At 42.6% G+C, this 21,757-nt stretch carries 21 protein-coding genes; 2 read left to right on the top strand and 19 right to left on the bottom strand.

What is annotated here, in order from left to right:
- Positions 1 to 60 precede the first annotated feature (60 nt).
- Both DFO72_RS11955 and DFO72_RS11950 read right to left on the bottom strand, forming a co-directional pair.
- On the bottom strand, positions 61 to 1,737 hold the full coding sequence (locus tag DFO72_RS11955) for a DAK2 domain-containing protein (RefSeq protein WP_113881906.1): 1,677 nt from the start codon (positions 1,735 to 1,737) through the stop codon (positions 61 to 63).
- A gap of 16 nt (positions 1,738 to 1,753) precedes the next feature.
- Entirely contained in the window at positions 1,754 to 2,116 is a 363-nt protein-coding gene (locus DFO72_RS11950; RefSeq protein ID WP_009330806.1) for an Asp23/Gls24 family envelope stress response protein, read from the bottom strand.
- Positions 2,117 to 2,558: 442 nt separating this feature from the next.
- On the opposite strand from DFO72_RS11950, the gene rpmB reads away from it, so the two are divergent.
- Entirely contained in the window at positions 2,559 to 2,747 is a 189-nt protein-coding gene (rpmB, locus tag DFO72_RS11945; protein ID WP_019381740.1) for a 50S ribosomal protein L28, read from the top strand.
- 146 nt (positions 2,748 to 2,893) lie between these two features.
- On the opposite strand, the gene spoVM is transcribed toward rpmB, so the two are convergent.
- The 17 genes from spoVM to DFO72_RS11860 form a co-directional block, all read right to left on the bottom strand.
- Positions 2,894 to 2,974 carry a stage V sporulation protein SpoVM gene (spoVM, locus tag DFO72_RS11940; RefSeq protein WP_019381739.1) on the bottom strand — a complete coding sequence of 27 codons (81 nt, stop codon included), beginning with the start codon at positions 2,972 to 2,974 and terminating at the stop codon, positions 2,894 to 2,896.
- A gap of 177 nt (positions 2,975 to 3,151) precedes the next feature.
- Positions 3,152 to 3,799, bottom strand: a complete 648-nt coding sequence (locus tag DFO72_RS11935) for a thiamine diphosphokinase (RefSeq protein WP_113881904.1) — start codon at positions 3,797 to 3,799, stop codon at positions 3,152 to 3,154.
- A gap of 70 nt (positions 3,800 to 3,869) precedes the next feature.
- A complete protein-coding gene (gene rpe / locus DFO72_RS11930) occupies positions 3,870 to 4,520 on the bottom strand; it encodes a ribulose-phosphate 3-epimerase (protein ID WP_113881903.1) in 651 nt (216 codons plus the stop codon).
- Positions 4,521 to 4,523: 3 nt separating this feature from the next.
- Positions 4,524 to 5,405: a ribosome small subunit-dependent GTPase A gene (rsgA, locus tag DFO72_RS11925; RefSeq protein ID WP_113881902.1), complete on the bottom strand. Its 882-nt coding sequence runs from the start codon at positions 5,403 to 5,405 to the stop codon at positions 4,524 to 4,526.
- A 15-nt stretch (positions 5,406 to 5,420) separates the two neighbouring features.
- Positions 5,421 to 7,406 carry a Stk1 family PASTA domain-containing Ser/Thr kinase gene (gene pknB, locus DFO72_RS11920; protein ID WP_113882145.1) on the bottom strand — a complete coding sequence of 662 codons (1,986 nt, stop codon included), beginning with the start codon at positions 7,404 to 7,406 and terminating at the stop codon, positions 5,421 to 5,423.
- On the bottom strand, positions 7,399 to 8,163 hold the full coding sequence (locus tag DFO72_RS11915; RefSeq protein ID WP_113881901.1) for a Stp1/IreP family PP2C-type Ser/Thr phosphatase: 765 nt from the start codon (positions 8,161 to 8,163) through the stop codon (positions 7,399 to 7,401). Before DFO72_RS11915 ends, pknB begins: the two co-directional genes overlap by 8 nt.
- A 4-nt stretch (positions 8,164 to 8,167) precedes the next feature.
- The gene (gene rlmN, locus DFO72_RS11910) at positions 8,168 to 9,253 is read right to left on the bottom strand and encodes a 23S rRNA (adenine(2503)-C(2))-methyltransferase RlmN (RefSeq protein ID WP_113881900.1); all 1,086 of its coding nucleotides are present in this window, start codon (positions 9,251 to 9,253) and stop codon (positions 8,168 to 8,170) included.
- Entirely contained in the window at positions 9,254 to 10,609 is a 1,356-nt protein-coding gene (gene rsmB, locus DFO72_RS11905; protein ID WP_113881899.1) for a 16S rRNA (cytosine(967)-C(5))-methyltransferase RsmB, read from the bottom strand.
- Positions 10,606 to 11,556: a methionyl-tRNA formyltransferase gene (gene fmt, locus DFO72_RS11900; RefSeq protein ID WP_113881898.1), complete on the bottom strand. Its 951-nt coding sequence runs from the start codon at positions 11,554 to 11,556 to the stop codon at positions 10,606 to 10,608. Before fmt ends, rsmB begins: the two co-directional genes overlap by 4 nt.
- Positions 11,553 to 12,038 carry a peptide deformylase gene (def, locus tag DFO72_RS11895; RefSeq protein ID WP_113881897.1) on the bottom strand — a complete coding sequence of 162 codons (486 nt, stop codon included), beginning with the start codon at positions 12,036 to 12,038 and terminating at the stop codon, positions 11,553 to 11,555. Before def ends, fmt begins: the two co-directional genes overlap by 4 nt.
- 185 nt (positions 12,039 to 12,223) lie before the next feature.
- Entirely contained in the window at positions 12,224 to 14,638 is a 2,415-nt protein-coding gene (gene priA, locus DFO72_RS11890; RefSeq protein ID WP_113881896.1) for a primosomal protein N', read from the bottom strand.
- Positions 14,635 to 15,843 (bottom strand): bifunctional phosphopantothenoylcysteine decarboxylase/phosphopantothenate--cysteine ligase CoaBC, encoded by a 1,209-nt coding sequence (gene coaBC, locus DFO72_RS11885; RefSeq protein ID WP_113881895.1) that lies wholly within the window; start codon positions 15,841 to 15,843, stop codon positions 14,635 to 14,637. The genes priA and coaBC overlap by 4 nt, the downstream gene beginning before the upstream one ends.
- Positions 15,844 to 16,041: 198 nt before the next feature.
- On the bottom strand, positions 16,042 to 16,263 hold the full coding sequence (gene rpoZ / locus DFO72_RS11880) for a DNA-directed RNA polymerase subunit omega (protein WP_009330819.1): 222 nt from the start codon (positions 16,261 to 16,263) through the stop codon (positions 16,042 to 16,044).
- A 2-nt stretch (positions 16,264 to 16,265) separates the two neighbouring features.
- The gene (gene gmk, locus DFO72_RS11875; RefSeq protein WP_009330820.1) at positions 16,266 to 16,880 is read right to left on the bottom strand and encodes a guanylate kinase; all 615 of its coding nucleotides are present in this window, start codon (positions 16,878 to 16,880) and stop codon (positions 16,266 to 16,268) included.
- A gap of 10 nt (positions 16,881 to 16,890) precedes the next feature.
- Positions 16,891 to 17,154: an extracellular matrix/biofilm regulator RemA gene (remA, locus tag DFO72_RS11870; protein WP_009330821.1), complete on the bottom strand. Its 264-nt coding sequence runs from the start codon at positions 17,152 to 17,154 to the stop codon at positions 16,891 to 16,893.
- A gap of 60 nt (positions 17,155 to 17,214) precedes the next feature.
- On the bottom strand, positions 17,215 to 18,087 hold the full coding sequence (locus tag DFO72_RS11865) for a YicC/YloC family endoribonuclease (RefSeq protein ID WP_113881894.1): 873 nt from the start codon (positions 18,085 to 18,087) through the stop codon (positions 17,215 to 17,217).
- Positions 18,088 to 18,541: 454 nt separating this feature from the next.
- Positions 18,542 to 21,220, bottom strand: coding sequence for a calcium-translocating P-type ATPase, SERCA-type (locus DFO72_RS11860; protein ID WP_113881893.1), 2,679 nt, complete (start codon positions 21,218 to 21,220; stop codon positions 18,542 to 18,544).
- 40 nt (positions 21,221 to 21,260) lie between these two features.
- Here DFO72_RS11860 and DFO72_RS11855 point away from each other — a divergent pair, with 40 nt between their 5' ends.
- Entirely contained in the window at positions 21,261 to 21,560 is a 300-nt protein-coding gene (locus tag DFO72_RS11855; protein ID WP_134177243.1) for a hypothetical protein, read from the top strand.
- Positions 21,561 to 21,757: the final 197 nt, after the last annotated feature.

Here is a 21,757-nt window from a genome sequence, read left to right as displayed (position 1 = left end):
CTAATATATACTCGTTTTAAATGGACAAAAGCGAAGGCTGGGCCCTCGCTTTTTTTTTGTTTATTCAATTGAGAATATAAAAGAGTATAGTGGCTGTTTGCCATCATGCACTTCGACTTCGACATCTCCATACTTATCTTCAATATAGCTGATAAGTGCATCCACTTCTTCTTCTGCCGCATCTTCACCTTTTAATACGGTTAGGATCTCAGAATCTTCATCAATCATTCCATCGAGAAGATCTTTGGCAGCCTGTACTCTATCCTTGTTCTTGACAACAATTTTCCCATCTGCGATGCCCATAAAATCATCTTTTTCAATTTCGAGGCCATCGATGCTTGTATCACGGACAGCAAAAGTAATTTGGCCTGTCTTCACATGCTGAAGGGCTTCTGTCATGCCTTCTTCATTTTCTTCGAGTCCGGCACTTGGGTTAAAAGCAAGCAGGGCAGCCATTCCCTGAGGAACGGTCTTGGAAGGAACAACCACTGCTGCTTCTTCAGTCACTTCTGCAGCCTGCTGTGCAGCCATTATGATATTTTTATTGTTTGGCAAAATGATTACTTTCTTGGCGTTCACTTCTTTTATGGCTTTTACAATATCTTCCGTACTAGGATTCATCGTCTGACCGCCCTCAATGACTGCATGTGCTCCGATGCTTCGGAAAAGATCCGCAATCCCGCTTCCCATTGATACTGTCACGATTCCGTACTCCTGCTTTTCCTTTGGCTTAGCTTCAGCTGCCAATGGTGTAGGAACGTCTTCAATTAAATTGGTATGCTGCTGGCGCATGTTTTCAATCTTCATATTGATTAAGCTGCCATAGCGCTGTCCGTATGTCAGGCAATCTCCTGGCTGTTCAGAGTGGATATGTACTTTTACAAGCTGTTCATCCGCAATCACAAGAAGCGAGTCCCCATATTTGCTTAAGTCCTGACGGAACTTATCTTCAGAAAAAGGATTAGAAGATAGCTTTTCAGTTTCAAACTTGACCATAAACTCTGTGCAATAACCAAATTCAATATCTTCAGTGTTCATAAAACTATGAACATTTTTATGGTGTTCTGCGCTAACCAGGTCGTCCATCTTTGGAAGGGCTGCTGGTGTATCCGGAAGTTTTTCGCCCTTGAGCTCAGCAAGGAATCCTTCATATACAAAAACAAGACCCTGTCCGCCGCTGTCTACAACCCCAACTTCTTTTAAAACTGGAAGAAGATCCGGAGTGCGGTTTAAAGAAGCCCGAGCTTCTTTTAAAACTTCCTCCATAATTACTACGATATCATCCTCATTTTTTGCAGCCTGCACCGCTTTTTTTGCGGAATCTTTAGCAACGGTTAAGATTGTTCCTTCAACTGGCTTCATTACAGCTTTATAAGCAGTCTCTACACCTGAATTCAAAGCATCAGCAAACTCTTTGCCATTGATGGATGATTTCTGTTCTATGTGCTTTGAGAAACCTCGGAACAGCTGGGAGAGAATTACTCCAGAGTTCCCGCGGGCCCCCATCAGCAAACCTTTAGAAAGAGCAGAGCCCACCTTCCCAATATGTTCCTGAATATTAGCTTTTACTTCCTTTGCACCGGAAGTCATTGACAAATTCATGTTGGTTCCTGTGTCTCCATCAGGAACAGGGAAAACATTTAACGCATCCACTAATTTTGCATTAGCAGATAAATGGTTCGCTCCTTGTATGACCATTTCGGCAAAAAGCTTCCCATCTAAATCTCTTTTTGACACAAGTCTTTCCTCCTCACTACGGGTTCGTTACACGAACTCCCTGAACGTAAATATTAACCGAGTCCGTACTTAGCCCAACCGTTTTATCAAGGGTGTATTTCACTTTAGATTGCACATTGTGGGCAACCTCGGAAATTTTCGTTCCGTAACTTACAATAATATACATATCGATATGTACTTCATCTTCTTCCTGGCGGACAATTACACCGCGGGTAAAATTCTCTTTTCGAAGTATATCTGTAAGGCCATCTTTAATTTGATTTTTAGAGGCCATCCCTACGATGCCGTAGCAGTCGACTGCTGCTCCGCCTGCGATTGTTGCAATTACGTCATTAGAGATATCAATTTGCCCGAAATTCGTTTTTAATTCGATGGACATGGTTCGTTCCCCCTTTGGAAATTGCTTTTAATAAAAGCTTCTTCAAGCGCTCCCGCTTTACGGAGACGCTGGCGTTCCCCCTTATTGTAAAAGGCAAGCTTGCTGTTAAAGGAGAATACATCCTTTTCAGCTGGGCAGCGATCTTTCTAACTCCAAGCTTTATGCATACCTTATGATATTTTACTATATGGGCTGTAATATTGAAAGTCATACTTCCCCATCTCTATTATAGCTCATGTTCCATGCCCCTATGTCAAGGAAATTTTCTTGAAAGCAAACTATTGCAATCAGAAGGGTTGTATGATAAATTATTAAAGTATCTTTTAATGTCGAAATCCGAAGAGGAATTCCTCATTAATTCAGATGGATGAATCTGACTATTGCAAATGAAAGCATTGAAAAATAGTTTCAGCTTATGCTTTTAGTAAGGAGGGAAACATACATGCCACGCAAATGTGTTGTAACTGGTAAAAAAACAACTTCAGGTAACGCACGTTCTCACGCGATGAACGCTAACAAGCGTACTTGGGGTGCTAACCTTCAAAAGGTACGTATTCTTGTAGACGGTAAACCTAAACGTGTTTGGGTTTCTGCAAGAGCACTTAAATCAGGTAAAGTTGAGCGCGTTTAATCTGCTCAGGGACATCCTTTTAGGATGTCCTATTTATTTTCCGTTTTATAATCCACTATCCATTCTCCCCCATTCAATCAAAAAATAAAAGCACCCCAGAGAGGTGCCCAGTTTTTGATGCTATTTTCTTTTTCATTTATGGGAGTTTACCCCTTTTTGAAGGTCCCTAACATGGCACGCACAATGCCCCCTAAAAATTTAGGAAGTTTGATTGTATAAAATCTCATTACTCGTGTCCCTCCTCACGATCTTACGCATCCATTCTGTCATTAAATCGTCTTTACCATCTTATTCAAATAATGAAAGATGAGTACTCATGATTACAAAAAATGATTAGAAAGCAATTCATGCCAACACTTATATCCAGCGTCCCAGCACCTTGCAGGGCAGCACAGGCCCGGCACTTAATCCTTGCTTCTTACAACCATTAATATGCCTTCAGTAAAAGAAAAAGTACCACAATCATCAATAAGTTCATTGCTGATACAAAGAGTAGAACCGGCTGGGACGGTCCGGTCTGTGAGCGGATACTTGAAATTTCTTAATGTGAGGCCTTTAATTTCCATTGTGATCGGGACAAAAGAAATGTATTTGAATTTTGGATTTTGCTTTATGGTGTATTCACCTGGACCTTTAATATAAACCTTATTTTTTTGGTCAATAATTTCGACAGGAACAAAGATTTCTTCAATTACAGGCTTTATTAACAGCTGAATATTTGCAAATAAGTGGTCAAGCCGGCCGCCTGTGGCGCCAAACAAACGAATTTTCTCAGGATTTTGGTCCAGTGCCCAATTCAGGGCAAGCTCCATGTCGGTTTCGTCTTTCTCCGGCTTGAACCTGTTCAGCTCTTTTACTTTTTCTTCAATGATTAATAGTTCTTCATTTGACACAGAATCAAAATCACCAAATGCCATTTTCGGCTGCATTCCATTTTGAATGAGTATGAGCACTCCTCTATCTACCCCGATCCAAATGTCAGAAGCATTACCGAATGAAGACAGTTCAGGCAGCAAATCCTCAGGGCCGCCAGCTAAAATATTTATAATCATTTCATATTGCTCCAATCATGATATATATCTTGAATTATAAAAAGCCAGCTATATTCCAGCTGGCCCTTTTTTATTTCGAACCTTTTAAAGCAGTGATCGCCCCGGCTCTGTCTTTCTGATTATAAATTGCCGACCCGGCAACAAGCACATTGGCTCCAGCTTCAATGCACAATTGTGCTGTTTCTTCATTCACTCCGCCGTCCACTTCAATTTCAATATTTAGACCTTTTGCGTCAGCCATTTCCTTAACGGCCTTAATCTTAGGAAGAACGCCATGGATGAACTTTTGTCCTCCAAAACCAGGATTAACAGACATAAGCAATACCATATCTATATCATCAATAACATGCTCAATCATATTAACTGGTGTAGCCGGGTTAAGAACCACTCCTGCCTTGACGCCAAAAGATTTAATAAAATGAATTGTTCTGTGAAGGTGCTTGCATGCTTCTGCATGTACAGTGATATAATCTGCCCCAGCATTAGCAAATGCCTCAATGTAGTTATCCGGATTTTCTATCATCAAATGAACATCCAGGGGCAGCTTTGTCACAGGACGGATTGCATCAACAATTAATGGACCAATTGTTATATTCGGTACAAAATGGCCGTCCATTACATCGACATGAATATAATCAGCTCCTCCTCGCTCTACATCTTTAATCTCTTCTCCCAATTTAGAAAAGTCTGCCGATAAAATAGAAGGTGCGATTTTTACCATGAATTAATACCTCGGCTTTCTATCTTTTATTTCCTGCAGAAAGGTTTTGTAGTGCTCATATCTGTAGGAAGGAATTTCACCGTTTTCACTGGCTGTCTTCACAGCGCATTTAGGTTCTGCCATGTGCAGGCAGCCTCTAAATTTGCATTGGTCGCTTTTCTCCTGAATTTCCGGAAAGCAATAATTAAGATCCTCCAATTCGATATCTGTAAATTCAAGGGAGCTGAATCCCGGGGTATCAGCAACAAGCCCTTTTCCAACCTCTATCAGCTCTACATGCCTGGTTGTATGCTTCCCCCTGCCCAAATGTGAAGAAATATCATTAGTTTTCAGCTCTAAATCTGGTCTTAATACATTTAACAAAGAAGATTTCCCCACACCCGACTGTCCTGCAAAAACGGATATCTCGCCTTCCAGATATGGCTTTAAGTCTTTAACGCCTTCTTCTGTTTCGGAGGAAGTCAGCAAAACATCATAGCCGGCTTTGCGGTAATCTGATGCATATTGCTGAATTTCCCTATATTCATCTTCGTCTGTCAGATCTATTTTAGTAATGCAGATGATTGGCTTGATATGATTGAATTCAACCAGCACCAGGAAACGATCTAATAGAGAGGTGCTGAAGCCTGGTTCAACAGCTGAAAACACTAGAATGGCCTGATCAACATTTGCGACCGGCGGACGGATCAGCTCATTTTTCCGTTCTTTTACTTCTAAGATGTATCCTTCTGTAATACTTTCAGCCTGAAACACAACTTCATCACCGACCAGCGGGTTAACCTTATTTTTCCGGAAAACTCCGCGGCCTCGGCACTGAATGGTTTCATCTCCGCTTAAAACATAATAAAACCCGGCTAAGGCTTTAATAATTTTGCCCTCAGGCATAGCAACACTCCTTGCTTATGATTCTTCTTCCGGATAAGGAATTTCCTTTTCTTCAAAAACCTGGCCATCCCGCAGAACCTTATAAGTGGCATTCTGTCCAGGAGCAATCGTTATATCAATTGGTATTACCGTATCTTCATAAATCAGCTCTGTATGAACTGGTTCAGAACCAGGATTATTCATATCCTTGATGATAATCTGAACTTCATTTGGCTCCCCTTCGGCTGCAGGCTCATATGGAACACTGATCTCAATATTTTCTGTTTTAGGAAGAAGTTCTTTTTTCCCTTTTGAAAGAACCACAGTCACTTTCTGTCCCCTTGCCAGGTTTGTGCCTGGTGCCGGATCCTGTTTGATGACTAGTCCTTCAGGGACTTCCTCATGAAATTCTTCTTCACCATATTCTACTTTTAATCCCGATGATTCTTCGTACTCCTGCAGCCCCTTTTCGTTATAGCCGCGCAGATCTTTTAAGGCAATTGGCGCCGGGCCTTTGCTGACAGTAAAAATCAATTCTGTATCCTCGGGAACAACAAGGTCGCCTTCTGAGAAGTTTTGGTCCAGGATTGTCCCAGCCGGCTCACTCTCATTATTTTCTTCTGTTTTTTCAATGTTTTTAAAATTTTTGCTTTCAAGCAAGCGGACTACATCGTCATATTGCCTGCCCTGGTAATCGGCTAATTCAAATTTTTCCTTGCCAGTGCTTTCATAGATATCAATGGAAGTTCCTTCTTTTACGGTTCTGCCTGCTTTCGGATCTGTTTTTACTACCAGACCTTCTTCCACATCAGGGTCACTTATCGGCTTTGTATCCCTAACCGTAAACCCTGCGGCAATAAGCTCTGCTACTGCATCTTCCACCTCTTTACCGGACACATCAGGAACCTGGACATCCTTGGGCTCAATAAGATCAGGTAAAACAGTTATGGCGAGGATGCCTAATACAGCCAGAAACAAAAAGACTGATACCAGAATAATTGGCCATTTCTTTTTCTTCTTTTTTTCCTTCTTCTTCTTATCAGGGAGAGGTTTTGCCACAGGCTGCGTGTCTCCCTTTGGATCCTTTGCATGTACAAGTGTTTCGTCCATGCTTTGATATGGGCGGTCATCTGTAATAACAGGGATTGCCTTTGTAGCATCATCGTCAATCGGGACCATAAACTTTTCTTCATGAAGCCTTTCGGGTTCAAGAGCTGTACTGATATCCTCTTCCATTTCTTCAACAGAATCATACCTGTGAAAAGGATCTTTAGCTGTCGCTTTTAAAACGATATTTTCAACACTTTGCGGTATGGAAGGATTCCATCTCTTAAGGGAAGGCGTCTCTGACTGCAGATGTTTGAGAGCTATCGATACTGCGGATTCACCTGAGAAAGGAAGCCTTCCTGTCAAAAGCTCAAACATAACAATGCCAAGGGAGTAGATATCAGACTTTCTGTTGGCCATCCCCCCCCTGGCCTGTTCCGGAGAAAGATAATGAACAGAGCCTAAAACAGAATTGGTCTGGGTTATACTGGTGGCGCTTAATGCCATGGCAATTCCGAAATCAGTAATCTTAACATTACCATGCCTATCTATCAAAATATTATGCGGTTTAATATCCCGGTGTATGATATGGTTTTGATGTGCATGAGATATGGCAGAGGTCAGCTGTTTCATAATTTCCAGCGCATCATCTATGCGAATCGCGCTGTTTTGCTGTATGTATTGCTTTAACGTTTGTCCATCTACATATTCCATTACAATATAATAGATAGAATCCTCTTCGCCAACATCATAGATACTGACAATGTTCGGGTGGGCTAAGCTGGTAGCTGACTGGGCTTCACGATGAAAACGGCGGATAAATTCTTCATCTTCGGCAAAATCCATCCGAAGCACTTTCACGGCTACATCTCGATCTAGAATCATGTCATGGGCCAGGTAGACATTTGCCATGCCGCCTCCGCCAATCATATCAAGAATCTTATAGCGGCCGCTTAATCTTCTTCCCTTAATCATCATTTATCATCCCGCTCTCATTGCTTTCAAAATACTCAGCAATCACGAGCGTAATATTGTCTTCGCCGCCATTATTATTGGCCTGTTCAATCAGCACTGCGGCTTTTTCCTCCAGTGTTCGTCCGCTTTTGAGGATTTCAATCATTTCAGCCACAGCTACTTTGTTGGACAAACCGTCAGAGCATAATAATAATAAATCGCCCTCTTCAAACGTAATGGTTTTGATATCCATCTCAACCGCTGCTTCAGTTCCCAATGCACGGAGGAGCACATTTTTTCTTGGATGATGCTCAGCATCTTCCTTGGTAATCTGCCCTGACCTTACAAGTTCATTCACTAGGGAATGGTCTTCCGTCAGCTGCTGAAAACCCGATTCATTCAAGATATAACATCTGCTGTCGCCGATATTGGCAATTGTCGCAAAACGATCGGTACATATTACAGCCACAACAGTTGTACCCATGCCCTCACATTGTTCATTTTCTTTCGAATGTTCATAAAGAATCGTGTTGACCTCTGCAATATGCTTCCGCAGCCATCCTTCCGCCTCTTCGGCAGTCTGAAAGTCATCTGTCTGATCCCAGAACCCTTTTAAACTTGTTAACGTCATTTCGCTTGCCACATCGCCAGCCCGGTGGCCGCCCATGCCATCTGCTACGATGGCAAGGCGCTGCCCCTTGCTGTTCACATAGATGCCGCCATTATCTTCGTTATGCTGCCTGACTTTGCCTTGATCTGTCATAAAAACAGCTTTCATTCTGTCACCTCGTCTCCTCTTTTCGCTCCTTTGCACGAAGTTGTCCGCATGCTGCATCTATATCATGACCGTGCTCCCTGCGAATGGTTACATTAATGCCGTGGTTCTTCAGTGTCTTTTCAAAAGCAAAAATTTGATCCTTGGGTGTCCTCACATAATCTCGTTCGGGCACATAGTTTACTGGAATCAGGTTAACATGGCACTTCACATTTTTTATTAGCTTTGCCAGCTCTTCGGCATGTTCCACCTGGTCATTGACCCCTCCGAATAAGCCATATTCGAAACTCACCCGTCTGCCTGTTTTATTTATATAATACCTGATTGAATCCATAAGGTCCGGCAGCTTATAAGCTCTATTTATTGGCATCAGGCGGCTTCTGATTTCGGTGTTTGGAGCATGTAATGAGATCGCGAAATTGATCTGCATATTTTCATCTGCAAATTTATAGATTTTTGGGATGATTCCGCTGGTCGAAACAGTGATATGGCGTGCACCGATATTCAGCCCTTTATCATGGTTGATTATCTTCAGGAATGACAGCATACTGTCATAATTATCAAATGGCTCACCGATCCCCATAATTACAACCGAGCTGACCCGTTCATCTGTCTCATCTAGTGCCTGTTGTACTTTTACGACCTGAGCAACGATTTCTCCTGCTTCAAGATTACGTTTTAATCCGCCTAAAGTTGAAGCACAGAATGTACAGCCGATTCGGCAGCCCACCTGAGTAGTTACACATACTGAATTACCATAGTCATGCCTCATCAGTACAGTTTCAATCGAATAGCCATCATGAAGTTCAAATAAAAATTTTATTGTCCCATCAGCTGACTCCTGCTGAATGATCGTTTTAAGAGTTGTCAGCGAAAAATTTGCTGATAGTGCATCTCTTAACCCTTTTGACAGGTTCGTCATATCCTCAAATGATGTGACTCTTTTTGTGTAAAGCCAATCAAAAATTTGCTCAGCCCTGAAGGCTTTCTCATTATTTTCTTTAAGCCAATCCTTCAGCTCATGCAGCTGTAAAGTATAAATGGATGGTTTTTGTTCGTCTGCTGTTATTTTCTCTGCTGCTGTTTGTTCCATTTATTGCACCTTCTTTCTCAGACAGGCAATATAAAACCCGTCCGAACCAATATCCTGCGGTAAAATCTGCAGTTCAAAATTATCTATAAACGGAGCAATTGCTTTAGGCATTCGCTCACGAACTGATATATCTCCCTCAAATTCCGCATTATTCTTTAAAAATGACTGGACAACATGCTGATTCTCTTCCTTATCCACTGTACATGTACTATAAACAAGAATACCACCTTTTTTCAGCAAAGGTGAAACGGCATCCAAAAGGTTTCTTTGAATCTTATGAAGATGATATAAATCATCTTCTTCTTTTGTGTATTTCATGTCCGGCTTTCTTCTCATAACTCCAAGACCTGAGCATGGGGCATCCACTAAAATGCGGTCAAAAGATTCTTTTTCATAATGCTCCTGGACTTTCCTGCTGTCAAGGGCATTTGTCTTAATATTCGATAGTCCCAGTCTATCGGCATTATCATTAATCAGCTTTACTTTATGCTCATGAAGATCCAGTGAAATGACTTGTCCAGTATTTTGCATTTTTTCTGCAATATGTGTGGTTTTTCCTCCGGGTGCTGCACAGGCATCCAGGATCTTTTCATTTGGATTTCCTCCAAGGGCATATGCAGCAAGCATGGAGCTTTCGTCCTGAATAGTAATCAGGCCGTCTTTGAAAACACGCGAATTGGCCAGGTTTCCTCTTAAACATTTAATGGCAACTGGTATAAACTGACTTGGTTCTACTTCAAATCCTTCTTCCTTTAGAAGTGACAGGCATTCATCCCTCGAAGCCTTGACCTCATTTACCCTTGCAGTCTGAAGTGGAGCAGTCAAGTTAATTTCACACATTTTCTTTGTTTCTTCAAACCCAAGCTGATCGGCCCATCTTTTTACGAGCCACGCGGGATGGCTAGTCTCAATGGAAAGGCGTTCAACACTGTCTTCAATTTGCTCAAGATCTGGAAGCCCCTTTCTTTGAACGTTCCTGAGCACGCCGTTGACCATGCCGGAAATTCCTTTATGCCCCCATCGTTTAGCTATTTCTACTGCCTCGAAAATAGCTGCGCGGTCAGGAATTTTATCAAGAAAAACCATCTGATACAGTGTTAGCCTTAAGAGCTGGTTAACCCAGCTTTCAATTTTTTTGTTGCCTGCCAAAAACGGCTGCAGGTAAAAATCGAGTGTCATCCGGCGCTGAAGGGTACCATAAGTCAGTTCCGTTAAAAGTCCGATATCCTTCTGGTCTATTTCGTTCTTTTTTATGGCGTTATTCAGCAAAAGATTGCTGTAGGACTGATTTTTTTCAATGGCTTCAAGAAGTTCCAGTGCAGTTTCCCTTACATTTTTCTTTTTTAGCTTATTCATTCGGTGTCTCCCAAATGGCCGCCGGCAGTTAGATGGGACCCCGCGCCTCTCAAGAATTGTTCTGCTGGCATCTTTTTCTTTCCGGAAGGCTGCAGTTCTGTAATTTTAATGGCTGTCTCATTCCCTGCTGCCACAACGATTCCATCTTCCTCAAGCCTGATAATTGTTCCCGGTTCTTTGCTTTCAGCAGATTTGACCTTTTCCGAATTCCAAATTTTAATCACTTTGCCGTCAAAAGTTGTATAAGCAACCGGCCATGGGTTTAACCCTCTAATGTGGTTATAGATTTCTTCTCCGTTTTTGCCCCAGTCGATTTTTTCCTGTTCTCTTTTAATATTATAAGCAAAAGTGGCTTCTTCATCATTTTGCCTGATGGGAGTGAGTTCACCATTCAGGAGCTTTGGCAGTGTTTCAGATAAAAGCTTTGACCCTGCAGCGCTAAGTTTATCGTGAAGAGTGCCAACTGTATCTCTTTCCGTAATCGGCACTTCCACTTGGGTTAAAATATCGCCGGCATCAAGCTTCTCAGCCATGTACATAATGGTGATTCCTGTTTTTTCTTTCCCCTGCAGAATGGAGTAGTGAATGGGTGCACCGCCGCGCAATTCAGGAAGTAAAGATGCATGTACATTAATGCAGCCGAACTTGGGTGCATCCAAAAGCTCCTTCGGTAAAATTTGCCCAAACGCAGCCGTGACAACCAGGTCAGGCTTAAGAGCAAGAACTTTCTCCAGCTCTTCTGGCTGGCGGATTTTTTCGGGCTGATACACAGGGATGCCCTGTTTTTCAGCTTCGACTTTTACAGGCGGGGGAGTAAGGGTCTTTTTCCTTCCAACGGGTCTGTCAGGCTGAGTAACCACTCCGATTACTTCATATCCGTCCTCTATTATTTGCTTCAGTACAGGCACTGAAAAATCGGGTGTGCCCATAAATACGATTTTTGTCATTCAGCTTCCAATCCTTCCAACTCTTCTTCGTTCAAGTATCTTGTAACTTTTGAGGTAAATAGCACCCCATGCAAATGATCAATTTCATGGAGGATCGCTCTAGCCAGGAAATCCTCAGCCTCGAGGGTAAAATATTTCCCTTTTCGATCCTGAGCCTGGATTTTTACATATTCAGGCCTTGTTACTTCACCATATAACCCAGGAAAGCTCAGGCACCCTTCAGGTCCTGTCTGTTCCCCATTCGTTTCAAGGATTTCCGGATTAATCATTTCAATTGTTCCAAAATCATCATCTATATCAACAATGGCAATTTGCCTGCTAAGCCCGATTTGCGGAGCAGCCAGCCCGACACCATCGAATTCGATCATCGTATCATACATATCATTTAACAATTTGCCCAGCTTCTTATCAAACACCTTAACGGGTTCACATTCTGCCACCAGAATCTCAGCCGGATAAGTTACAATTTTTTTTACTGCCAAAACGTTTCCTCCATTTTTATCTATTTTCAACCAATTTGAGTTTATTCATAACCACAAAAACGGAAGCTCCTGAGCAGATCCTACTAAATAGCTAACGCTTTTAGTCGTGTGATTTGAAGCTGTCGAAACGTTCCTTGTGAGGCCAACAGTTCTCAAATTTCAAACAAATTTTATGCTTTATGAAACTACATTAAAATATAAGGATTCAGATCAATTGAGACGGATAGACCCCCAGTTGCAATATCCTGCTGATAATTATCCAGGATTTTCTTCAGCGCTTGTCCAAGTTCCGGCTCCCGCTTGTATTTTATCAGACATTGATACCGATATCTATTATTGATCCGCGGTATCGGGGATGCAACAGGACCAAGGACTATGCTTTCAGCAGATAATTTTGACTGAATGTACTGCGTGATCTTCTCAGTTACCGAAACAGCCTTCATTAATTCCTCGTGGCTGACGGTGACAAGGGATATATAGTAGAAAGGGGGATATCTATGAATTTTACGGACCATCATTTCTCTTTCATAAAATTTATCGTAATCCTGCTCCCCTGCCAGTTCAATACTATAATGTTCAGGAGTGTAGGTCTGAATAATTACCTCCCCTTCCAACTCATGCCTCCCAGCACGCCCGCTTACCTGAGTCAGAAGCTGAAAGGTTTTTTCAGAAGAGCGGAAGTCAGGCAGGTGCAGCATCGTGTCTGCCGATAATACGCCTACTAAGGTAATATTGGGGAAATCAAGGCCTTTAGCAATCATCTGAGTCCCAAGAAGAATATCTGCATGACCTTCCTGGAATTGATCAAGGAGCTTTTCATGTGCTCCCTTCCTGCTGGTTGTGTCGACATCCATCCGGATTACCTTCGCTTCCGGTAAAATTTTTGCCAATTCCTCTTCCACTTTTTGAGTGCCGGTTCCAAAATAACGGATATGTTCACTTTCACATTCCGGGCATGCATTCGGAACGGGTGCCTCATAGCCGCAGTAATGGCATTTCATCTGCTGGTTATACCGATGATAAGTCAAAGATATATCACAATGAGGACAATTAATAACATATCCACAGTCCCTGCACATAACAAATGAGGAATGCCCTCTTTTATTTAAAAATAATACGATCTGCTCTTTTTTACCGAGACGGTCTTTAATTTTTTCAAGGAGCTTCCTTGAGAACATCGAGCGGTTTCCTTCACGCAGCTCTTCCCGCATATCAATGATATCAACGGAAGGGAGAGACTGATTGTTCATTCTATTTTCGAGAGTGAGAAGATGATAAACTCCTTTATGTGCTCGCGCAAAAGATTCCAATGAAGGAGTTGCACTGCCAAGCACCACAGGACATTTATGATTTCCTGCTCTTTCGATGGCGACATCCCTTGCATGGTATCTCGGGTTTTCTTCCTGTTTATAGCTGGTTTCGTGCTCTTCATCAATGATAATGATTCCGAGGTTTTCAAAAGGGGCAAAGATAGCCGATCGGGCTCCGACAACAACCTTGACTTCCTTCCGCTGAATCTTTCTCCACTCATCATACTTTTCTCCAGCTGAAAGGCCGCTGTGCATTACGGCAACCTGATTGCCAAACCTGCCCTTAAAGCGTTTGACCATCTGCGGAGTTAAGGAAATCTCAGGAACAAGGACAATGGCTTCTTTGCCATCCTCAAGCACTCGCTGAATGGATTGCAGATACACCTCAGTTTTTCCGCTTCCTGTTACCCCATAAAGCAAAAAAGTTTCATGCCGGTTATTTTCGATAGAATTAAGGATGGGAATTATGGCCTTTTTCTGTCCATCGGTCAAAGAGAGCGGTTCAGTTCTTTCGAATTCACGGTCTCCAAATGGGTTTCGGTAAATTTCCACATCCCTCTGGCCAAGCAGCCCTTTTTGCATAAGCACTTTTATGGTGGACGATGTTATTCCAAGCAAGGAAAATAACTCTTTCTGATCGACCGGTCCCTCCTCATGAAGAAAATATTCAAGCACTTCTTTCTGTTTGGTTGCGTTGCCTGGAAGCTTTTGAAGGTAATCAGCAAGCTTATTAGAGGCAGCAGCCGCGAATATCTGCTTCACTTTTTTCTTTTTCACTCGTTCTTTTACTTGATAGATAATTTCGATGGTTCCATTGGATGCTTCCTTTTGAAGAAGCGGCAAAGCTCCGCTCTTAACTGCATCATCCCATAAAATTTCTTCAGTTTTCTGAAAGAGAGCAGCTACTTTTTCAGCAAGCAGTTTACGATCTGCAGTTTTTGCCAATACAAGCTTCTTTTCGTATTTTGCCTTCAATGCTGCAGGCAGCATTGCCTGAAAGGCAGAGATTTTGTAGCATAATGTTTTTTCTGTCAGCCATTCACCAAGAGTCAAAAGCTCCTGGTTAAGCACTGGATTTAAGTCCATCGGCTCTGAAATGGATTTTAGCTGCTGAAAATCGGACTCTGCTCTTAATGCTGATACAAACCCCTGGATCTTTCTTGGTCCAAATGGTACAACAACCCTCATGCCAGGGAGAATAACGCCTTTCAGATGAGAGGGGATTTTGTAATCAAATGCCCGGTCAGTCTGTTTGGCTGGTACATCGACAATGACTCTCGCAATATTCATTCATGCTCATCCTTTAGCAAGATCACAGCTTCTTCAAGAATTTTTACAGCAACATCCTTTTTTGGCATAAGCGGAAGCTTTTCAGAAGACCCATCTTTTTTAAAAAGTGTAACAATATTAGTGTCTGTTCCAAAGCCTGCACCTTCAGCAGTTACATTATTGGCTACGATCAGATCGGCATTTTTCCTCTTTAGCTTGCCCTGTGCATACTCATCAACCTGTTCGGTTTCAGCCGCAAACCCTATAAGGATTTGCTTCTTCTTTTTTTGTCCCAGTTCGAATAATATATCTTTTGTTCTTTCAAGCTCCAATACTTCATCCCCGGGCTGTTTTTTCATTTTTTGCGCAGAAGTAACCTTTGGACGATAATCGGAGACTGCAGCAGTCTTAATGACAATATCCGCATGATCAAATTCGCTTATTGCCGCTTGATACATTTCCTGAGCAGATTCTACCTTTATCAGTTTTAAGCCAGCAGGAGCATTAATTGTAACCGGACCGGATATCAATACAACTTCAGCGCCTGCAGATACAGCTGCTTCGGCAATTGCATAGCCCATTTTACCCGAAGAATGGTTGGTAATATAACGGACAGGATCAATTTTTTCCCTTGTTGGGCCGGCAGTTATAACCACTTTCCTGCCAGTTAGCTCCAACCTGGAAGGCTTAAAAAATTCTCCAATTGTTTCTGTAATTTTCTCTGGTTCTTCCAGCCTGCCTTTTCCAACATAGCCGCATGCAAGATACCCTTCTGAAGGCTCTATAAATCTGTATCCAAAACGATATAAGGTTTCAATATTTTTCTGGACAGCAGGATGGCTGTACATATGTACATTCATTGCAGGTGCAATCCAGATCGGTGATGATGCCGCCAAGAGGGTTGTTGTGATCATATTGTCTGCAATTCCATTAGCCAGCTTTCCGATTACATTTGCAGTAGCCGGAGCAACAAGAATTAAATCAGCCCAATCAGCCAGGTCGATATGAGCAATAACCTTCGAATCTTTTTCATCGAAAGTGTCAGTGTAAACATCATGTCTTGAAAGCGCCTGAAAAGTTAATGGTGCAACAAATTTAGCTGCCGATTCACTTAGGATAACTTTCACCTGCGCTCCGGACTGCGTAAGCTTGCTCGTTAATGCTGCAGCTTTATAAACAGCAATTCCACCGGTTACACATAATAATATCTTCTTTCCAGTCAGCATTATATGACCCCACCAATCTCAAAAAATAATTCATCTCTATGAAAAACGGCCTGGCTATATTTTTCTATAATCAGCACTGGCCATTAATGGCTATTAGTTTTCATGATAGTTTTATTATGCAAGAAGAGCAGTGAATTTTCATCTAATAAAACCTCAAACAAAAATAACAACCTTTTAAAAGGTTGTTATTCAGCGATTTTACTCGTATGATTCATTGGCCGTCTTTTCGCCCAGTCGGTAATGAAGCTGGTCTGCATGGATTTCCTCAAGTGCTTTTCCCACATTTTTATGTGATTTATAGCTCTCAAGCTGCGGTCTGGCATTAAGCTGAAGCTTACGGGCACGCTTGGCAGCAACAGAAACAAGTGAATATTTAGAATCAATCTTTGTCATTAGAGAATCAATAGAAGGATAAAGCATATTTATTCTACCTCCAGCATCTTTTTGTATTTAGGTTCTACACGTTCCCTGCGGCAGTGTTCTGCTACCACAATGGATTTAATTCTTTCACAGGCAAGATCGATTTGATCATTCTCTACAACATAATCATATAAGTTCATCATTTCGATCTCTTCTTTCGCTGCACTCATGCGATTGTTGATTATATCTTCCGTCTCTGTCCCCCTGGTTACGATACGGTTCTTAAGCTCGGATAAACTAGGTGGAACCAGGAAGATGAATAAGCCGTCAGGAAATTTCTCACGCACTTGGCGGGCACCCTGAACTTCGATTTCAAGAAAAACATCTTTGCCCCGGTCCAGTGTTTCCCTTACATAATCAACTGGCGTTCCGTAGTAGTTTCCGACGAACTCTGCATATTCAAGCAGCTTATCCTGCCTGATCAGCTCTTCAAACTCCTCACGCGTTTTGAAAAAATAATCAACTCCATTGACTTCTCCTGCTCTCGGAGATCTCGTTGTCATTGAAATAGAGTATTCAAACGCAGTATCAGGCTGAGCAAATATCTCTTTTCTTACTGTTCCTTTTCCTACACCTGAGGGTCCGGATAGAACAATCAATAACCCTTTTTCTTTCATTTATAAAATCCTACCCTTCCTCAACAATTTCATCACGGTCATTTAATCGGTGCGCAACAGTTTCCGGCTGGACCGCAGACAAAATGACATGATCACTGTCCATAACGATAACAGCCCGGGTGCGTCTGCCATATGTAGCATCTATTAAAGAGCCCCGGTCACGTGCGTCCTGAATGATCCGTTTAATCGGGGCGGATTCTGGACTGACTATTGATATTATCCGGTTGGCAGAGACAATATTGCCAAATCCGATATTGATCAGTTTAATTGACATTTGGGTCCTCCAATCATCAGTTATTTATTTTGACCCCCAGAGCCGGAATCTAAACAACTGCTATTCAATATTTTGAACTTGTTCCTTCATTTTTTCCAATAAACTCTTTATTTCAACCACTTCAGCAGCTATCTCTGCACTGTTTGCCTTGGACCCGATTGTATTGGCCTCCCGGTTCATTTCCTGCAGAATAAAGTCAAGTTTTCTTCCAGTCGGTTCTGAAAGCTGAAGGGTCTTTTCAAATTGGCTTATATGACTTTGAAGTCTTGTCAGTTCTTCACTGATATCCGCTTTATCAGCGAACATCGCTACCTCTGTTAAAATTCTCGGCTCATCCACCTGGCCATCAAGAAATTCTCTCATACGCTTTTCCAATCTCTCCCGGTAAAGCTGCACGACCTTTGGGGCAAACTCTCTCAGCTTGCTGACCCTGCTGCTTAAAAGAGTAAGATGGCTTCGGAGATCTTTTTCCAGCTCATCCCCCTCAAGCCTCCTCATCTCCGTTAACTGCAGGCATGCCTCTTCAGCAGCAGAAAGGACCATCTGGCTCAATTCTTCATTGCCGGACTCCTTTTCTTCTATACCAATCAATTCTTCCCGTATGACATTCCCGATGGATAGATCCGTTGAGATTTGGTACTTTGTTTGAATTGCAGTTATGTATTGATAATATTCATCCAATAGGTCCCAGTCAACATTAACTTTCCTGCTGGACAGCCCATCGCCGTCAATGGTGATATAAACCTCGATTCTGCCTCTTTTGATATGCCCGTTAAGCTTTTTCTTTATCTTGTCTTCTATATGCATCAGCTGTCTGGGCATTCTGATCTGAAACTCGGAAAAACGATGGTTTACAGTCTTTATTTCAACCGTAATGGAACATTGCCCGGATTCTTTCTTGCTCCTGCCATAACCAGTCATGCTTACTGCCATTTCTCACACTTCCTTTTGGGAAAAGCACAGCTTATAAAAAGCACTATTACTTTCAGTTAGCGCCATGATGCCTGTGCAGTCTATGTATAGGGCTTTTACTAATAGATGTTGTTCTAGCTTATAACCTCGCCCGTTGACATCCGCTGCAGGCACTAAGGCGAACCAGCGGGGATGCAGGAAGTCTCCTCGACCGCTGTGTCTGCGGGGTCTCCCCTGGTACGCTACTCCCGCAGGACATAATGTGCTTCCTCGAACAAACACCGCACGAAGAAAATGCAGTAGCATTTTCGAGGAACTCGTACCTTCCGCTCCAATCAACTCAGTGGACAACTTGGTTAGTCCGCATTATGCAACAATTCGACAAAAGCCATTTATTAAATGGAGATTTATATGTTTGCTCAAAAAAGAAAGGTAATAGAGCTCTTCTCTACTACCTAAAGGATTATAACATATTTCATTTTGTTTTTCTTGCCAAAAATGTGCCTGCCAGTAAAAATGTTGGTACAGCTGAGAGTCCTGTGATCATAAACCAGTCACGCAATTCAATTGGGACGGTGTGAAAAATTGGCTGAAGCGGCGGATAGTATATGACAACCAGCACTAAAGCAAGGGACGAGATGACTGCCCAGACTAAATATTTATTGCCGAAAGGATTTCTTGAGAACACAGATTTTTCACTGCGGCAATCAAATACATGAATCAGCTGTGCCATTACCAATGTGGCAAATGCTACTGTCTGTGCATACGCAAGATGTTCCGGATTTGCCCTATAGGCAAAAATGAACGCAAGTAATGTCACAAGGCCAATTAAAAACCCTCTGGACACTACTTTCCAGCCAAGCCCTCTAGAAAATACACCTTCCTTGGGACTCCTCGGCTTCCGCTTCATCACATTTTCCTCTGGCTGGTCAAGGCCCAGAGCCATTGCAGGAAGGCCATCCGTTACAAGGTTCACCCAAAGAATCTGAATTGGCACTAACGGCAGCGGAAGGGCTAGAAGCATAGCAAACAGCATAACCAGAATTTCACCAACATTGGATGCAAGCAGATATCTGACAAACTTTCGAATATTCTCGTAAATATTTCTTCCTTCTTTTATCGCGGCTTTTATGGTCGCAAAATTGTCATCGAGCAGTACCAGAGCGGATGCCTCTTTGGCAACATCGGTCCCAGTAATGCCCATTGATATTCCGATATCTGCTGCTTTAATGGCCGGGGCATCATTGACTCCATCCCCTGTCATGGCAACAATATGGCCCCTGTTCTGGAGAGCCTTTACAATTTTTAATTTATGCTCAGGCGATACTCTGGCAAATACTGCGACATCCTCAACCACATCTTCAAGTTCTTCAACCGCCATCTCTGCCAGGTCCTTGCCCTGAAGGACTTTTGAGCCTTGTGTTAAAATGCCTAACTGCTTGGCAATCGCCTGTGCTGTAATCACATGATCTCCTGTAATCATGATCGTTTTAATTCCTGCTTCCTTGCACTCCTTGACTGCTTCTCTTACCTCAGGCCTTGGCGGATCAATCATCCCCTGCAGCCCGATAAATGTTAATCCCTTCTCCGCCTCTTTTTCATCAAGAATGACATTTTTTGAGGGGATTTCCTTAAAGCCAATCGCTATCGTTCTCAAGGCTTGAGAAGCAAGATCTTCTATCGCTCCCTGAATTTCACCTGAGAGCTCCCTCGAAAGAATCTGCCGCTTTCCCTCCCAAAGAACCGATTCACTCTTCCCGACTAATACATCGGGTGCTCCCTTGGTTACAATAAATTGCCTTCCGTTATGATCCTTTACCACCACACTCATCATTTTTCGGACAGAGTCAAACGGAAACTCATTGATAATCTGGAATTGGTTTAACAGACTGCTCCGGTTATAGCCCGCCTTCATGGCCGCTACTAGCAGAGCCCCTTCTGTTGGATCTCCATCAATCACAAACTCATTATTTTTCTGCTGTATTTCAGCATGGTTGCATAACATGCCAAACATCAGCATTTGCTGGAGTGCTTTATCACTTTTCGGTTCAACTTGATTCTCATTTCTATAAAAATGGCCTTGCGGCTCATAGCCGATACCATCTACTCTCCACTCTTTCCCGCCGCTCCAGAGATGTGTAACAGTCATTTTGTTTTGAGTCATAGTCCCAGTTTTATCTGAGCATATCACAGATGCACAGCCCAGTGTTTCAACCGCTGGAAGCTTCCGCACGATTGCTTTTTTTCTTATCATTCTTTGTACACCAAGAGACAGAGCTACCGTCACGATGGCCGGGAGCCCTTCTGGAATGGCTGCTACTGCCAAGGAAACACCGGCAAGGAACATTGTATATAATTCCTGCCCCTGCACCACACCAGCCACAACGACAAGAACAGTCAGTAAAATCGCTGCCGTAATGAGGATTTTGCCCAGCTGTTCCAATCTTCTCTGAAGCGGAGTTGTCATCGTTTCCGCATTCTGCAGAAGATCAGCAATCTGTCCCATAGCCGTATTCATCCCGGTTCCGACAACTACGCCCAGCCCATTGCCACGGGTTACCATAGTCCCCATAAAAGCCATGTTCTCCATATCCCCAATTGCCAGATTAGCAGTTTTCAAGGAACCGGTCCTCTTTTGGACAGGCAGAGATTCTCCGGTCAAAGCGGATTCCTCAATTTCCAGGCTATTGGACTCTACGATTCTAATATCTGCTCCAATTCTGTCTCCTGTTGCAAATTTCAATAGGTCTCCTGCCACCACTTCTTTGGAGGGGATCTTCTTCCATTGTCCTTCACGCAAAGCAATAACTTGAGGTGCTGATAATTCCTTAAGTGCATGCAAAGACTTTTCGGCTTTCCTCTCCTGAAAGAAGCCCAAGAAGCCATTTATGACTACAATTGCAATAATGGCAATTGCATCAATATATTCACCAAGCAGCCCTGATATTAAGGTCGCTGCTAATAGGACAAGAACCATGAAATCTTTAAATTGACTAAAAAATAAGAGTAAAGCCGACTGCTTTTCTCCCTCTTTCAACTCATTATAACCATATTGTTTATGCCGTTTTTTTACATCATCCTCTGTTAAGCCCGCCTTAATATCTGTATTTAAGGCTTGCTCAACCTCCCTTTCATTCATTTCATGGAACTTCATCCGGACATCACACTTCCTCCTTTGTGGTTTGAGAAAAGCCATGAGCTGCATGGAGAAGGGATACAATAGTAATAAAATTCATCAGCACTCACAGCCAGACTTTAAGAGAATCCGCCAGATGGCAGACCGTCCTGCTTCTTCTGGTAAATCAAGTGAAGCAGAGTTGTCCAATCTCACTCTAAAGAAAGCATATTCAGCCCTGTCCAAAAAAATGCTATTATTATTAGAAAAGCGGAAGGCGCCGGCTTATAAAGGAACGCAGACTAAAACCGCCACGTCCTGTGGCAACGTCTGCATGACCCGCATCCTGCGAGCCTCAAGCATAAGACGAGCCGGCTGAAAGGTTGTTCTTAAACCTTTTGGACGGATTGGTTTATGACCTCGTGCCGATGGCGCCTGGAGCTAGACAGTATTAGAAAACCCGAAGTGCCTCGCGAAGACATTAAGCCAAGCCTTAAAACTTGATTTTTATGATTTAAATGAAAGAATAATGTATATCTGCAGCAAGTGATAGGCTGTTATTTTTAATAGAAGAGG

This window comes from Cytobacillus oceanisediminis (genome assembly GCF_004366035.1).
GTDB lineage: Bacteria > Bacillota > Bacilli > Bacillales > Cytobacillaceae > Cytobacillus > Cytobacillus oceanisediminis_C.
Note: the sequence above shows the minus strand (reverse complement) of the source record. Positions and strands in the feature narration are given on the sequence as shown.

Excerpts from the sequence above, each read along its gene's own strand:
- DFO72_RS11855 (WP_134177243.1), top strand. The coding sequence starts at position 21,261 with ATGAGCTGCATGGAGAAGGGATACAATAGTAATAAAATTCATCAGCAC.
- pknB (WP_113882145.1), bottom strand. The coding sequence starts at position 7,406 with ATGATTAAGGGAAGAAGATTAAGCGGCCGCTATAAGATTCTTGATATG.
- fmt (WP_113881898.1), bottom strand. The coding sequence starts at position 11,556 with ATGACAAAAATCGTATTTATGGGCACACCCGATTTTTCAGTGCCTGTA.
- gmk (WP_009330820.1), bottom strand. The coding sequence starts at position 16,880 with ATGAAAGAAAAAGGGTTATTGATTGTTCTATCCGGACCCTCAGGTGTA.
- rpoZ (WP_009330819.1), bottom strand. The coding sequence starts at position 16,263 with ATGCTTTATCCTTCTATTGATTCTCTAATGACAAAGATTGATTCTAAA.
- DFO72_RS11865 (WP_113881894.1), bottom strand. The coding sequence starts at position 18,087 with ATGGCAGTAAGCATGACTGGTTATGGCAGGAGCAAGAAAGAATCCGGG.
- DFO72_RS11915 (WP_113881901.1), bottom strand. The coding sequence starts at position 8,163 with ATGAAAGCTGTTTTTATGACAGATCAAGGCAAAGTCAGGCAGCATAAC.
- DFO72_RS11950 (WP_009330806.1), bottom strand. The coding sequence starts at position 2,116 with ATGTCCATCGAATTAAAAACGAATTTCGGGCAAATTGATATCTCTAAT.
- rsgA (WP_113881902.1), bottom strand. The coding sequence starts at position 5,405 with ATGCCTGAGGGCAAAATTATTAAAGCCTTAGCCGGGTTTTATTATGTT.
- spoVM (WP_019381739.1), bottom strand. The coding sequence starts at position 2,974 with ATGAGATTTTATACAATCAAACTTCCTAAATTTTTAGGGGGCATTGTG.
- rpmB (WP_019381740.1), top strand. The coding sequence starts at position 2,559 with ATGCCACGCAAATGTGTTGTAACTGGTAAAAAAACAACTTCAGGTAAC.
- remA (WP_009330821.1), bottom strand. The coding sequence starts at position 17,154 with ATGTCAATTAAACTGATCAATATCGGATTTGGCAATATTGTCTCTGCC.
- coaBC (WP_113881895.1), bottom strand. The coding sequence starts at position 15,843 with ATGCTGACTGGAAAGAAGATATTATTATGTGTAACCGGTGGAATTGCT.
- DFO72_RS11935 (WP_113881904.1), bottom strand. The coding sequence starts at position 3,799 with ATGATTATAAATATTTTAGCTGGCGGCCCTGAGGATTTGCTGCCTGAA.
- rsmB (WP_113881899.1), bottom strand. The coding sequence starts at position 10,609 with ATGAATAAGCTAAAAAAGAAAAATGTAAGGGAAACTGCACTGGAACTT.
- rpe (WP_113881903.1), bottom strand. The coding sequence starts at position 4,520 with ATGGTAAAAATCGCACCTTCTATTTTATCGGCAGACTTTTCTAAATTG.
- DFO72_RS11860 (WP_113881893.1), bottom strand. The coding sequence starts at position 21,220 with ATGAAGTTCCATGAAATGAATGAAAGGGAGGTTGAGCAAGCCTTAAAT.
- priA (WP_113881896.1), bottom strand. The coding sequence starts at position 14,638 with ATGAATATTGCGAGAGTCATTGTCGATGTACCAGCCAAACAGACTGAC.
- rlmN (WP_113881900.1), bottom strand. The coding sequence starts at position 9,253 with ATGGAACAAACAGCAGCAGAGAAAATAACAGCAGACGAACAAAAACCA.